This window comes from Microbacterium sp. F2E (genome assembly GCF_020905435.1).
GTDB lineage: Bacteria > Actinomycetota > Actinomycetes > Actinomycetales > Microbacteriaceae > Microbacterium > Microbacterium lacticum.
Genome location: NZ_JAJJIB010000002.1, coordinates 46,624 through 59,422, shown reverse-complemented (window position 1 = coordinate 59,422; position 12,799 = coordinate 46,624). Strand labels below are relative to the sequence as shown.

14 protein-coding genes are annotated in these 12,799 nt (G+C 72.1%); 3 read left to right on the top strand and 11 right to left on the bottom strand.

Annotated elements, in window-relative coordinates; genetic code table 11:
• Positions 1-67 precede the first annotated feature (67 nt).
• Positions 68-958: a DMT family transporter gene (locus LOK55_RS02455; RefSeq protein WP_229934093.1), complete on the bottom strand. Its 891-nt coding sequence runs from the start codon at positions 956-958 to the stop codon at positions 68-70.
• Positions 958-2,229 (bottom strand): serine hydrolase, encoded by a 1,272-nt coding sequence (locus tag LOK55_RS02450; protein ID WP_229934092.1) that lies wholly within the window; start codon positions 2,227-2,229, stop codon positions 958-960. Before LOK55_RS02450 ends, LOK55_RS02455 begins: the two co-directional genes overlap by 1 nt.
• Before the next feature lie 107 nt (positions 2,230-2,336).
• Between LOK55_RS02450 and LOK55_RS02445 the strand changes: the two genes are divergently transcribed.
• Positions 2,337-2,648, top strand: coding sequence for a DUF2470 domain-containing protein (locus tag LOK55_RS02445; protein WP_196324563.1), 312 nt, complete (start codon positions 2,337-2,339; stop codon positions 2,646-2,648).
• Between the two features lie 127 nt (positions 2,649-2,775).
• Positions 2,776-3,441, top strand: a complete 666-nt coding sequence (locus LOK55_RS02440) for a heme oxygenase (biliverdin-producing) (protein ID WP_229934091.1) — start codon at positions 2,776-2,778, stop codon at positions 3,439-3,441.
• Between the two features lie 28 nt (positions 3,442-3,469).
• Here LOK55_RS02440 and LOK55_RS02435 read toward each other — a convergent pair whose 3' ends face one another.
• A complete protein-coding gene (locus LOK55_RS02435) occupies positions 3,470-4,873 on the bottom strand; it encodes an ATP-dependent RecD-like DNA helicase (protein WP_229934090.1) in 1,404 nt (467 codons plus the stop codon).
• 60 nt (positions 4,874-4,933) lie between these two features.
• On the opposite strand from LOK55_RS02435, the gene LOK55_RS02430 reads away from it, so the two are divergent.
• Positions 4,934-6,160, top strand: coding sequence for a hypothetical protein (locus LOK55_RS02430; protein WP_308066626.1), 1,227 nt, complete (start codon positions 4,934-4,936; stop codon positions 6,158-6,160).
• A gap of 48 nt (positions 6,161-6,208) precedes the next feature.
• On the opposite strand, the gene LOK55_RS02425 is transcribed toward LOK55_RS02430, so the two are convergent.
• The 8 genes from LOK55_RS02425 to LOK55_RS02390 all read right to left on the bottom strand — a co-directional run bounded on the left by LOK55_RS02425 (position 6,209) and on the right by LOK55_RS02390 (position 12,749).
• A complete protein-coding gene (locus LOK55_RS02425) occupies positions 6,209-8,203 on the bottom strand; it encodes a cytochrome c oxidase assembly protein (RefSeq protein ID WP_229934089.1) in 1,995 nt (664 codons plus the stop codon).
• A 93-nt stretch (positions 8,204-8,296) separates the two neighbouring features.
• A complete protein-coding gene (locus tag LOK55_RS02420; RefSeq protein WP_196324560.1) occupies positions 8,297-8,575 on the bottom strand; it encodes an HU family DNA-binding protein in 279 nt (92 codons plus the stop codon).
• A gap of 265 nt (positions 8,576-8,840) precedes the next feature.
• Positions 8,841-9,146, bottom strand: coding sequence for a 30S ribosomal protein S14 (rpsN, locus tag LOK55_RS02415; RefSeq protein ID WP_141380635.1), 306 nt, complete (start codon positions 9,144-9,146; stop codon positions 8,841-8,843).
• Between the two features lie 4 nt (positions 9,147-9,150).
• Complete coding sequence (gene rpmG, locus LOK55_RS02410) at positions 9,151-9,321, bottom strand: 50S ribosomal protein L33 (RefSeq protein WP_005051772.1); 171 nt, start codon at positions 9,319-9,321, stop codon at positions 9,151-9,153.
• Positions 9,321-9,557, bottom strand: a complete 237-nt coding sequence (rpmB, locus tag LOK55_RS02405) for a 50S ribosomal protein L28 (protein WP_005051771.1) — start codon at positions 9,555-9,557, stop codon at positions 9,321-9,323. Before rpmB ends, rpmG begins: the two co-directional genes overlap by 1 nt.
• A 138-nt stretch (positions 9,558-9,695) precedes the next feature.
• Positions 9,696-10,406 (bottom strand): DNA-3-methyladenine glycosylase, encoded by a 711-nt coding sequence (locus tag LOK55_RS02400; protein WP_141380633.1) that lies wholly within the window; start codon positions 10,404-10,406, stop codon positions 9,696-9,698.
• 155 nt (positions 10,407-10,561) lie between these two features.
• Complete coding sequence (locus LOK55_RS02395; RefSeq protein ID WP_229934088.1) at positions 10,562-11,977, bottom strand: hypothetical protein; 1,416 nt, start codon at positions 11,975-11,977, stop codon at positions 10,562-10,564.
• Positions 11,967-12,749 (bottom strand): TIGR03943 family protein, encoded by a 783-nt coding sequence (locus LOK55_RS02390; RefSeq protein ID WP_229934227.1) that lies wholly within the window; start codon positions 12,747-12,749, stop codon positions 11,967-11,969. Before LOK55_RS02390 ends, LOK55_RS02395 begins: the two co-directional genes overlap by 11 nt.
• Positions 12,750-12,799 lie beyond the last annotated feature (50 nt).

Here is a 12,799-nt window from a genome sequence, read left to right as displayed (position 1 = left end):
CCGCCCCGTGCGGCACAGCCGCGAGATGCACGTCGCCACCGCCGGCACCATCGCCACCTCGCCGCCCTCAGGCCATGGGCTCGGCGGCGCCCGCGGCGGCGCGGCCGGCGCCGCGGATGGCTCCGATGGATGCCCCGATGACGAGGGCGATACCGACGAGCTCGAGCCACGACAGGTGCTGCCCGAGCAGAACGAACCCGGCGAGCGCCGCGATCGCCGGGGCGAGGCTCATCAGGATCGCGAAGGCCGACGCCGCCAGCCGCCGCAGGGCGATCAGCTCGAACGCGTACGGCAGCGTCGACGACAGCAGCGCGACCGCCGCGCCGAGCGCCAGGATGTCGGGGCGGAGGAGCGTCGCCCCGGCATCGATCACCCCGAAGGGCAGCGCGACGATCGCGCCGACGACCATCGCCCACGCCAGGCCGTCGAGCTTCGCGAAGGCGGCGCCCACCCGCGCCGACGAGAGGATGTACAGCGCCCACATCGCGGCGGCGCCGAGGGCGAACGCGACGCCGAGCGGGTCGAGCCGGTCCCACCCGCCGCCCGCGAGCGCGGCGACGCCGGCGAACGCGAGCGCGGCCCAGACGAGCGACCACACGCGCCGCCCCGTCGCGATCGCGAGGGCGAGCGGGCCGAGCACCTCGATAGTGACCGTCACGCCGAGCGGCAGCCGCTCGAGCGCGAGGTAAAACAGGCCGTTCATCGCCGCCAGCACGAATCCGAATACGCCCACGGCACCCCAGTCACGCCGCGAGTGCCCGCCCAGACGCGGGCGCGTCACGGCGAGCAGGATCAGCGCCGAGAAGCCGAGCCGCAGCAGCACCATCCCGAGCGGCCCCGCCTCGGGGAACAGCAGCACGGCGATCGAGGCGCCGACCTCCTGACACACGAGCCCCGCGACGACGAGCATCACCGCGGGCGCCGGCGTCGCGCTCGCCCCCGCGCGGGGGCCGGTCATCACGGCAGCGGGCAGACGGCGGCCGCGGCGACCTGAGCGCCCATGTCCTCGGCCGTCCAGGGCAGACCGGCGTCGGGCGCGGTCTCGCCGGGCGCCGCCGGCAGCTTCGACGCGATCGCCGCCAGCTGCCAGGCGAGGCTCCGCACCAGCGTGTTCGATGCGCGCGAGTTGTTGAGCACGGTGACGACGGTCATGCCGGTGTTGCGATCGGCGAACGCCGCCGTGAGGTAGCCGGGGATCGAGCCGTACTGGCCGACGAGGCTCCCCGCCTGGTAGGTGCCGCCCTTGGCGGTGAACCACGACGGGGCATCCGCCGCCGCCGGCATCGGGTTCTCGAACCGCGCGTCGGTGTCGTAGGGCCGCGCGCCGGTGGCGAGCGCCTGCGTGTACCGGCCGAGGTCGGTGAGGTCGGAGACGACACCCCACGCGGTGAACCCGGCGCTCGGCGACAGGTCGGTGATGTCGACCGGCGCGGCGCACGCGACGCTGCCGTCCTCGGCGTTCGGAGACCAGAGGCCGGAGAGCTGGACGCCGGCCGACGACGCGCTCGCGTCGGGTGCGGGCAGCGCCGTGGCATCCATCTCGGTCGGCGTGAAGACGAACTCGTCGAGCAGCTCCGCGGCCGACTTGCGAGTGGCGTGCTCCAGCGCGAGGCCGAGCAGCACGTACCCGGTGTCGGAGTCGGCGAACGCCGCGCCCGGCTGCGCCGCCGCAGACGACCCCGTGCCGTAGGCGACGAGCTCGCGCGGGCTCCATGTGCGCGTCGGGTTCGCCATGAAGCGGCCGTTCAGGCGGTCGCTGTACGTGCCGAATCCGCTCGTCGAATCGCACAGCTGGCCGAGGGTGACCGCCTCGTGGTCAGGCAGCCCCGGAACGTACTTGGTGACGCTGTCGGAGAGGGCGACCGTGCCCTGCTCGACCAGGCCGTAGAGCACATCGCAGGTCATCGCGCGCGTGACCGCGCCCGCCTTGAACGAGTTGCTCGTGCTCGTGTCCTTGCCCTCGGGCGCAACCGTGCCGACGCCCTTCAGCCACGTGCCCGCCCACGGCGCCCAGACGCCGACGATCGCGCCCGTCGAGCCCGATGCGGCGACCGCGAGATCGACCGCTCCCTGCAGCTGCGCCTGCGCCTCGTCGGAAAAGGAGGCGTCGACCTGAGTCGGCAGATCGAGACCTTCGGATGCCTCGGGCGCACACGCCACCAGCGACAGAGCGACGATCGCCGCACACGCCGCAGCGGTCCACCGCCGCACGCGCAAAGAGCCCGCCATCCTCACCCCCGATAGTCCTCACCAGCGTAGATCATGCCCGCGCCGCGACCGTGCATCCGGGGTGCCCGGCGCGGTCCCGCCGCCGGCGGGGTGCATAGGCTGAGCGGATGCCGCACACTTTCGACGACGCCGCCCTCGCGGGCGTGCTCGGCCACATGAACGATGACCACACCGACGACAACCTGCTGATCGCCCGCGCCTTCTCGCCGCTGCCCGACGTGATCTCCTCGACGATGACGACCTTCGACGGCGCCGCCGGCCAGTGGCATGTGATCACCGCCGACGGCGCCGAAGACGTCATCCGCGTGCCGTGGCCCGGCGGCGAGATCACCGAACGCCGCGAGGTGCGCCGAGAGATCGTCGCCCTTTACGACGCCGCCTGCGCGCGGCTCGGCGTGGAGCCCCGTCCGCACGACTGACCTCGTGCGCTGATCCGTGCGCCGGGGGCCGCCCCGGCCGCCGACCCCGGGCCCCTCGGCGACCCTGGGCGTTTTCCTTCGAAACCTTCAGGTTAGTTGAGCCTTAGTTTCAGCTATGCTGACGGTCATGGCTGAGCTCGTCCCGTTCTCGACCGCCCTGCGCGAGCGCTCGCGCAACGCCCATTCCGGCAGCGAAGGCGCCGGTTTCATGAGCGATCTCATGCGCGGAAACGGCACCCGCGACGACTACGTCGCCCTCGTCGCGCAGCACTGGTTCATCTACGAGACGCTCGAGACGGCGGCCGACGCGATGCGGGATGACCCAATCGCGGCCCCGTTCATCACCGAGAAGCTGACGCGCCTCCCGGCCCTCGAGGCCGACCTCGCCTACCTGATCGGCGACGACTGGCGCAGCCGCATCACCCCGCTGCCGGCCACCGAGCGCTACGTCGCGCGCATCGAGGAGGTCGCCTCGACCTGGCCCGGGGGCTTCGTCGCACACCACTACACCCGCTACCTCGGCGACCTCTCGGGCGGCCAGTTCATCGGCAAGATCATGGCGCGCCAGTTCGAGCTCGGCTCCAACGGCATCGGGTTCTACGTCTTCGACGAGATCGCCGACCCGGCCGCGTTCAAGGACGTCTACCGCGAGCAGCTCGACGCCGCGCCGTGGGATGCCGTCGAGGCCGAGCGCGTCATCGACGAGGTGCTCCTGGCGTACCAGTTCAACACCGACCTGTTCGTCGACCTCGCCGCGGCCAAGGCCGAGGCATCCACCGCCACCGTCGCCTGACCCGCGCCCACGCGGGGGATGCCCCGGGTCAGAACCCCGACGCGCGCACGCCGGCCATGAAGCGGCGGACGTCGGCGTCGACGAGGATGTCGCTCGGCCGCAGCGGACGCGTCAGGTAGAGGCCGTCCAGCGAGGTCAGCCGTGAGAGCGCGACGTACGTCTGACCGGGGGCGAACGCCCCCGACCCGAGGTCGATCACGGCGCGGTCGTACGTCTTGCCCTGCGACTTGTGGATCGTGACCGCCCACGCGAGCCGCAGCGGAAACTGCGTGAACTCGGCGACGATGTCGCGGGTGAGCTTGCGGGTCGTGGGATCGTACGCGTACCGGAACCTCTCCCACACCGCCGGCTCGACGTCGTGCTCCTCGCCGTCGAGCTCGACGCGCACGGTGCCCCCGGCGATACGCGTCACCGTGCCGATCGAGCCGTTGACCCAGCGCGGGCCGCCGCCGCCGGGCGCGCCGTACCCGGCGATGTCGTTGCGCAGGAACATCACCTGCGCCCCGACCTTCAGCTGCAGCTCGGCGTCGGCGGGGTAGCCGCTCTCGCCGCGGCCGAAGTCGCCCGACACCTCCGCCCGCGCCGTCTGCACGGGCCCGGTCAGGGCGTCGAGGTGCCGCTGGTTGATGCGGTTCACGATGTCGTTGCGCGTCGCGAGCGTGATGATCGGGGGCTCCCCCTCGACCGGCTCGGGCACCGGCCGCGCACCCGCGGCGTTCAGCTGACCGGCGATGTCGGCCGTCACGACGCCGTAGCGCACGGCGTTGAGCATCGCCTTGAACCCGTCGTCGGCCTGGCGGTGGATCTCGCGCAGCTCGCGGATGTTCAGCGGCGCCCCCACCCGCCCGAGGTCGAGCAGCCCGTCGGAGCGGATGGCTCCGCCCAGCGACCCGGCGGCGTCGGGCCGCGGCCCCGCCCACACCTGGGCGTCGAAGAACCAGAACGAGCGGTAGTGGTCGTCGACGTACTTGCGCTCGTCGCCGCGCGGCGGCACCGGGGCCAGCTGGTACGGGTCGCCGAACATGACGATCTGCACCCCGCCGAACGGCTCGGAGCGCCGGCGCCGCGCCTGACGGAGCGAGCGGTCGATGGCATCCATCACGTCGGCGTTCACCATCGAGATCTCGTCGATGACGAGCGTGTCGATCGCGTTCAGGATCTTGCGGGCGGGCTCCGACTGCTCGAGCTCGCTGTCGGCGATCAGCCCGATCGGCAGTCGGAACAGCGAGTGGATCGTCTGCCCCTCGACGTTGAGCGCCGCGACGCCGGTCGGCGCGCACACCGCGATCTGCTTCTCGGTGTTCCAGGCCAGGTACTGCAGCAGCGTCGACTTGCCGGTGCCGGCGCGCCCCGTGACGAACACGTGCTCGCGGGTGTCTTCGATGAGCCGGAACAGCTCCTCCTGCTCGGCAGAGAGGGGCGGCAGGCTCATTCGTTCCATGGTAGAGGGAAATGCCGCGTCCTCTCAGGCCGGCTTTCCTAGACTGGGCGGGTGGAGAGCGGCGCAGAGCACGGGCAGGTGGATGCCTCGCCGCGCCTGGGCGCCTCGGAGCACGTCGTCGTCGCCACAGCCACGGCCTCCGGCACGGGCACGGGCACGGGCACGGGCACAGGCACAGGCACGGGCACGGGCACGGGCACGGACACAGGCTCCGGCACGGGCACGCGCACGCGCGGCGGTTCGCGGCGGCGCCGCACACTCGGGCGCGACCTGACCGCACTCGCGGTGGTCGGGGTGCTGCTCGTCGGCGCGCTGGGCGCGACCGGGGCGGTGCTCTACCGCGATCTCTACAGCCCGTCGGCGTTCGTCACCCGCTACCTCGACCTGCTCGCCGGCAAGCAGGCCGCCGACGCCCTCGCCCTGCCCGGCGTCGCCGTGGATTCGGCGCAGCTGTTGGCAGCGGGCCTGCCCTCCGAGTCGAATCAGGCGCTCCTGCGTGCCGCGGCCCTCGCCCCGCTCACCGACGCCACAGTCGTCGGCACCGACGAGGGCGCCGACGGCGTCACGACGGTGACGGTGCACTACCAGGCCGGTCCGCACGAGGGAACGACCGCGTTCCGCGTCGAACGCGCCGGCTGGGTCGGCGTCGCCCCCACCTGGCGCTTCTCGACCAGCCCGCTCGCCGCGATCGAACTGACGCTGCGCGGCGCGACCCGGTTCACGGTGAACGGCTTCGACCTCGACACCCGGCAGGTCGCCGCCGCCGGTGTCGACGCCGACCCGCTCGAGCCGGTGTCGCTTCTCGTCTTCTCGCCGGGGCTGTACTCGATCGAGGTCGATACCCCGGTGTCGACCTCGCGCGGGGTCGCCGTGCTCTCCGACAAGCCGCAGGCGAGCATCCCGGTCGACCTGCAGACCGAGCCGACGCCCGAGTTCGAGGCGGCGGTGCAGCAGCAGGTCGAAGACTTCCTCACCGCGTGCGCGACGCAGCAGGTGCTGCAGCCGACGGGATGCCCGTTCGGCCTGGTCGTCCGCAACCGCATCGAAGAGGCGCCCGTGTGGGCGATGGTGCAGCAGCCCGTCGTCTCGCTCGTACCGGACGGCGCGAACTGGGCCATCCAGCGCGTGCAGGCCGTCGCGCAGATCCAGGTCGACATCCAGTCGATCTTCGACGGCAGCGTGCGTCACCTCGACGAGGCCGTGCCCTTCTCCGTGGCGGGCACCGTGACGATCCTGCCCGACGGCACGGCAGCCATCACGATCACCGACGGCAGCTGACCCGGCGGCCGCCCGCCGCCCGGGCCGCCCGCCGCCCACTCCCGCGGGTCAGCGCCGCGCGCGGGCGTCGCGGTCGGCGAGCGCCTGCAGGCGCGCGTTGTACTCCTCGAGCTCGGCGTCGCCGGTGCGCTCGGCCTGGCGGTCGGAGCGGCGCTGGGCACGGTCATCCGACCGGCTCCACTGGATCGCGACCGTGATCGCGAGGATCAGCGTCGGGATCTCGCCGATCGACCACGCCACGCCGCCGCCGGCGTACTGATCGACGAGCGGCGGATCGCCCCACGTGCGCCCCACCGACCCGAACCACTCCGCGACGAACAGGCCGGTCGACATCATGATCGAGATGCCGAAGAACGCGTGCATCGCCATGACGCCGATGAGGGTCAGCAGGCGGAACGGGTAGGGCAGGCGGTACGGCACCGGGTCGATGCCGACGAGCGACTGCACGAACAGGTATCCCGAGATGAGGAAGTGCGCCACCATCCACTCGTGCCCGAGGTGGTCGTACAGGGTCCAGCGGAAGAGGTCGGTGTAGTAGAACGCCCAGAGCGAGCCGATGAACATCGCCGCGGCGAACAGCGGGTGCGTGATGACGCGCGAGAACGGCGTGTGCACGGCCCAGAGGATCCACTCCCGGCCGCCGCGGGTGCCGTCCGAACGCTTGACGATGGCGCGGGATGCCAGGGTCACCGGAGCCCCGAAGACGAGCATCATCGGGATCGCCATCGACAGCAGCATGTGCCCGACCATGTGCATGCTGAACAGGTAGTCCTGGTACGCGTTGACCGAGCCGCTCGTGACCCAGAGGAGCAGCGCCAGGCCGCCGAGCCACAGCACGGTGCGGTAGAGCGGCCAGCGGTCGCCGCGGCGACGCAGCCGCCACACCCCGGCCAGGTAGAAGAACACGCCGAACCCGACGGCGAAGGCCCACAGCACGTCGATGTCCCAGCTCGTGATCCAGCGGATCGGGGTGAGCTCGGGCGGCAGCGGCGCCCCGGTGAGCACCTCGGCGGGGCTCGGCACGGCGGGCAGCTTCGTGTCCACCGGCGGGGGCGTCCGCGAGAGGGCGACGGCGGCGCCCGACGCGATGCCCATGAAGGCCAGCTCGAGCGCGATGAGCCCCCAGAACCGTCCGGCGGCGCGGGCGCTGGATGCCTCGGCATCCGTTCTGATGCGGGCGATGAGTCGCAGGCGGTACGCGGCGCCGAGCACGCCGATCGCGATCAGGGCGATGACCTTCACGGCGAGGATCGCGCCGTACGGCGAGAACAGGTTCTGCCACGCGACGACGCCGACGATCGCGCGCGCGACGCCGGAGAGGGCGACCACGACGAACGCGGCGAGGGCGATCGACGAGTAGCGGGCGAGCACGTCGGCGAGCTCGGCGCGGTCGAGGCGCGGGCGGAGCGCCACGAGCAGCACCACCCCGCCGAGCCAGACCGCCGCGCCGATGATGTGCAGCGAGAGCGAGACGACGGCCGTGTTGTGGCCGGCCTCGTCGCCCGCGTGGCCCTGCGTGGCCATCGGGATGAGGGCGGCCACCGCGAGCGCGGTGACGAGGAGCGTCGGCGTCCAGCCGCGCACGGCGAAGGTGAGCACCGTGAGGGCGGCGCCGGCGATCGTCGTCAGCGCCCAGGCGCGACCGACCTCGGTGTCGACGAGGAAGCGGCCGAGCTGCTGGCCGAACTCGGCGCCCGCGCTGGGGGCGGCGTTGAAGATGTTGACGAAGGTCAGGAAGGCGACGACGGCGCTCGAGACGGTGAAGATCGCCGCGGCGGCCGAGGCCACATCGAGCGCCGTGTCGAACGGGCGGCTGCCGGCGCGCAGTGCGAAGAGGGCGAGCACGAGCGAGCCGACCATGCCGGCGGCGGAGAGGTTCACCGCGAGCGTCGCGGTCGGAAGCCCCCAGCGCACGAGCGGCCCGGGATCGGCGATCAGCGGGGCATCCGCGCCCCCGCCGTAGAGGAGCCCGATGATCATCGCGGCGAGCGCGGCGATCAGGAGGATCGCAAGACCTGCGACCCGGTAGGCACGGGTGGGCACCCGTCCAGCCTACGCGGGCCTGCTCGGGCGGACAGCCAGAGACGACGAAGGGGGGATGCCACGTGGCATCCCCCCTTCGTCAGCTGGTGCGGGTTACTTCGCGGCAGCCTTGAGCTTCGAGCCGGCGGTCACCTTGACGCGCTTGCCGGCCGGGATGGCGATCTCGGCGCCGGTCTGGGGGTTCCGGCCCGTGCGAGCGGCGGTGTTGACCGTCTCGAACGAGAGGAAGCCGGGGATGGTGACCTTCTCGCCCTTGGCGACGGCCTCGGAGACAGCCGAGAACAGACCGTCGACGACGCGGCCGACGGTGGCCTGGCTCTCGCCCGTCGCGCTGGCGATGCTGGCGACGAGCTCGGTCTTGGTGATAGCCATGGGGTTTCCTCCAGACGGCAGCGTGTGCCGACTTCAGTTACATCGGACCGGGCGATCGCCCGGGTCGGTCGGATGGACCGGTCCCGAATATACCCACGAACCGCGGAAATCCGCGGATTTCCGGCCTTCTCCCGTCATGTTCACCGGCGTGTCGCGTGTCTGGTGTGGTTTGTGTGACGTCTGTGGCCCTGGCATCGCGGCTCGGGCCGGCGCATGCAGAGAGGCCCGCCCCCTCGCGGGGACGGGCCTCTGTGTGCTGTGGTGCTTACCAGCTCGACTTGGTGACGCCGGGCAGCTCGCCCTTGTGCGCCATGTCGCGGAAGCGGACACGCGAGATGCCGAACTTCGACAGGTAGCCGCGGGGGCGACCGTCGATGGCGTCGCGGCCACGCAGGCGCACGGGCGACGCGTTGCGGGGCAGCTTCTGCAGGCCGACGCGGGCGGCCTCGCGGGCCTCGTCGGTCGCGTTCGGGTCGACGAGGGTCTTCTTCAGCTCGGCACGCTTCTCGGCGTAGCGGGCGACGACCTCTTCGCGCTGGTGGTTGCGCGCGATCTTGCTCTTCTTGGCCATGAGATCAGCGCTCCTCTCGGAATTCGACGTGCTTGCGGATCACCGGGTCGTACTTCTTCAGCACGATGCGGTCAGGGTTGTTGCGACGGTTCTTGCGCGTCACGTAGGTGTACCCCGTGCCGGCGGTCGAACGGAGCTTGATGATCGGACGGACGTCCTGAGCCTTCTTCGCCATTAGAGCTTCACACCCTTCGCGATGAGGTCCTTCACGACCGACTCGATGCCGCGGGCGTCGATGACCTTGATGCCCTTAGCCGAGACGTTCAGCGTGATCTTGCGACCAAGCGAAGGAACGTAGTAGGTCTTCTTCTGCACGTTCGGGTCGAAGCGGCGCTTCGTCCGGCGGTGCGAGTGCGAGATGTTGTGACCGAAGCCGGGAACCGCTCCAGTCACCTGGCACACTGCTGCCATGGTGGTTACTCCTTCTGTACCGTGAGGCCGGACGGCCCCACCCAAGATCCCTTGTCTGCACCCCGATCACCGGTGGATTTCGGTGGTGGGATACGAACTGCGCACTCGAGGGAGAGTCTTCTGCGCGCAGACAAGGAGTCAGTCTAGCACGGATGCCCCGCCCGCCCTGCGGGCGCCGGGCTGAGCCCCGGGCTGCGCATCGGCCGCCGGGCCGGCGCCGCGGCCCCAGCGGAAAGGCGACACCGTGGGGTCGCCGTCGATCCAGAAGCGCCAGGGGAAGGCATCCGTCCCCGCGACGCCGGCGACGCCCACGCGCGGTCCGCTGACGACGCGCGGGTCGACGGATGCCGGCAACCACAGCCGCGCGACGGCGCGCGCCTGCTCGACCCCGGTCACCGCGTCGATGCCGTCGTGCACGGGGTGGCGAAGGCCCACCGCATCGCCCAGCCGGCCGGGGCCGCGGGCGAGATCTCGGCGCACGCGCGCGGCGGGGCGGCGGCGCTCCGCAGCATCCACGCCGTCGATCACCTCGCCGGCGCGCAGCAGGATTCCGCCCGCCGTCCCCTCGGGTCCGCACACCACGTTGACGCACGAGTGGATGCCGTGGCTGAGGTACACGTACAGATGCCCGGGCTCACCCCACATGGTGGCGTTCCGGGCGGTCGGGCCCATCCGGGCGTGCGACCCGGGGTCGGGCCGGTCGCCGGTGCCGGCTCCGTGGTAGGCCTCCACCTCGGTGAGCCGCACCGCCACGGTCTCGCCGCCGGAGGTCACCTCGAGCACCCCGCCGAGCAGGCGCGGCGCGACGTCGACCGGCAGACCGGCGAGCGCCTCGCGGGTCGCCGGCACGAGCGGCTCACCAACCGTCGGACCGGTGGTGCCTGTGTTGTCGGGTGCGACCGCCGGGTCAGCACCCGCCCCACTGCTCCGACCGTTGGCGGCGGCCCCCCTGGCAGCGCCGCCCCGACCGGCCGCCCCGTCCGGGCCGCCCCCCACCCGCCCGGTCACAGGCGCGGCGGGGTCTGGCACCACGAGATGTCGAAGCCGGCGAGCGCGACCTGCTCGCGGCCGTCGGCGAGCGACACCACGTGGGTCTGCATCTTTTCGGGCAGCGGCAGCTGGTGACCGTCGTAGGGGTTGTCGACCGCGTCGGGCGCGACGAGGAACGCGGCGTAGCGCCCGCTCGGCGACACGCAGGTCTCGATGAGGGTGTCGCCCGGCTCGACCGAGAACACCGGGCGGGCCGCGCCCTGCTCGTCGACGAGGTGCACCGTCGTCGAGCGCACGGTGAAGCCGTCGAGCTGCGCGAGCACCCGCAGCGTCTGCCCGTCGGCGAGGGGGATGACGCTGTTGACCCGACCGAGTGCCTTGTCGGTCGGCGCCAGCGCCGCCTCCTGCGCCGTCGCGAGGTCGATCGCGACGGGGCCGTCGACCCGCTCGACGACGACCGTGGTCGAGCCACGGGCGATGCCCGTGATCGCGACCGCGTTGCCCAGCGCGACGGGGGCGCCGCCCGAGGGCGAGACGAGAGTCAGCGCGCCGTCGTACGTCAGCGTGAGGAGGCTGTCGGTGCCCGGCACGAACCGCCAGTCGTCGACGCGCGAGTCGCCGCCGGTGCGCGTGACCTGCGTGGGCTCGTCACCCTGCTGCGCTTCGGCCAGCGACGCCGTGAAGAGGATGCTCGCCCGGGCGCCCGGCGCGCCGACGTCGGCATCGCTGAACGTGTACCCGACGAGGTTGCCGCGGTCGGCGCTCTGCAGATTCGACAGAATGCCCTCACCGGGGAGCGTCAGCTCACGCTGGTTCTGCCCGTCGAGGTCGGTGACGACCAGGTGCGAATGCCCGTCGGCATCCATCGTCGAGACGACGAGATAGCCGGCGGTCGCCCGGAAGTCCTCGATCTGCGGGTCGGTGAACACCGGCACCGCGGCGTCGCCGGCGAGGTCGGTGCGGAAGATCGTGTCGCCGTCCGAGCCTCGCTGCAGGATGTACGACTGCAGCGGTGGCGTCAGAAAGCTCTTCGTGATGGTCGTGGATGCCCCGCCGCCGACACCGGTCACGTCGGCGATGGTCACGGTGTACTCGGTCTCGTCCCACAGCGGCATCGCGAAGCGCACGCCGACGCTGCGCCCCGACGTGTCCACGGTGAACGCGGTCGCGGGGCTCACGGACACCTGGTCGGGCGAGACCTCGGCGAGCGACTGCGTCGTGGTGAAGATCAGCCGCGACCCGGCGGCGCTGACCGCGGCATCCGGATCGACGCTCACGCGCGTCACGCGCGGGCCCTGCGCCGTCGTCACCGCGGCGCCGGCGAGGCCGACGATCCCGAGCACCGCGATCACCGCGGCGAACGCGACGAGAAACGCCCGCGAGCGCCGGCGGCGGGTGCGCGCGCGCCGGGTTCCCGCGTCAGAACTCATACGGGTCCTTCGGCGGGTCGATCGCCTCGATCGACGACGGATGCACGGCGAGCCGTCCGTCGTCGTCGCGGATCGTGCCGGTCACGGTGACCCACTGGCCCGTCTCGACGCCATCGGAGGAGGCGATCGTCACGCTCGCCGGCTGCGCGTCGATGACGCAGTGCGTGATGACGAGCCGGGTGAGCGCGAATCCCCCGTCGGCCGGCGTCGCGAATCCGGTGAGGGTGACCTCGTTGCCGTCGAACGCCTCGGGGTTGGTCGCCGTCGCGAACACGCTCGCCCACTCGCCGACGCCGAAGCTCGCGGTGTCGCCGGTCGCGGCGAGCGCGACCGTGTCGGCACCCTGGAACAGCGGCGGCGTGCCGGTGTCGCGCTGCATCGCCAACTCCGCCGACAGCGTCGCGGGCGGGGTCAGCACGATCGCGGCCACGACGCCGGTGGCGAGGATGCCTCCGGTGAGGGTCGCGGCACCGCCCCAGAACCCGGCGGGGGCGCCGTGGTCGTGGTCGTGGTCGGCGTGGTCGTGACCGTGACCGTGGTCATGGTCACGACCGGCCGCCGATTTCGGGGCGGCGTGTCCGTGATCGTGCCCGTGGTCGTTCTCGGCGCCGCGCGGGAGGGCGAAGCTCACGGCGCAGCCGACCAGCGCGATGAGCGCCATCGACACCGCGAACCACGTCGACTCCGGGTTGATGTAGAGGCCGAGGCTGCCGCTCAGCCACAGCGCGATCGTGACGGCCGAGAGCCCCGCCGCGAGACCCACGCCGAGCAGGCGCGCCCCCGTGACACGTGGGGCGTCGCGGTGCGCGCCGCCCCACGTGA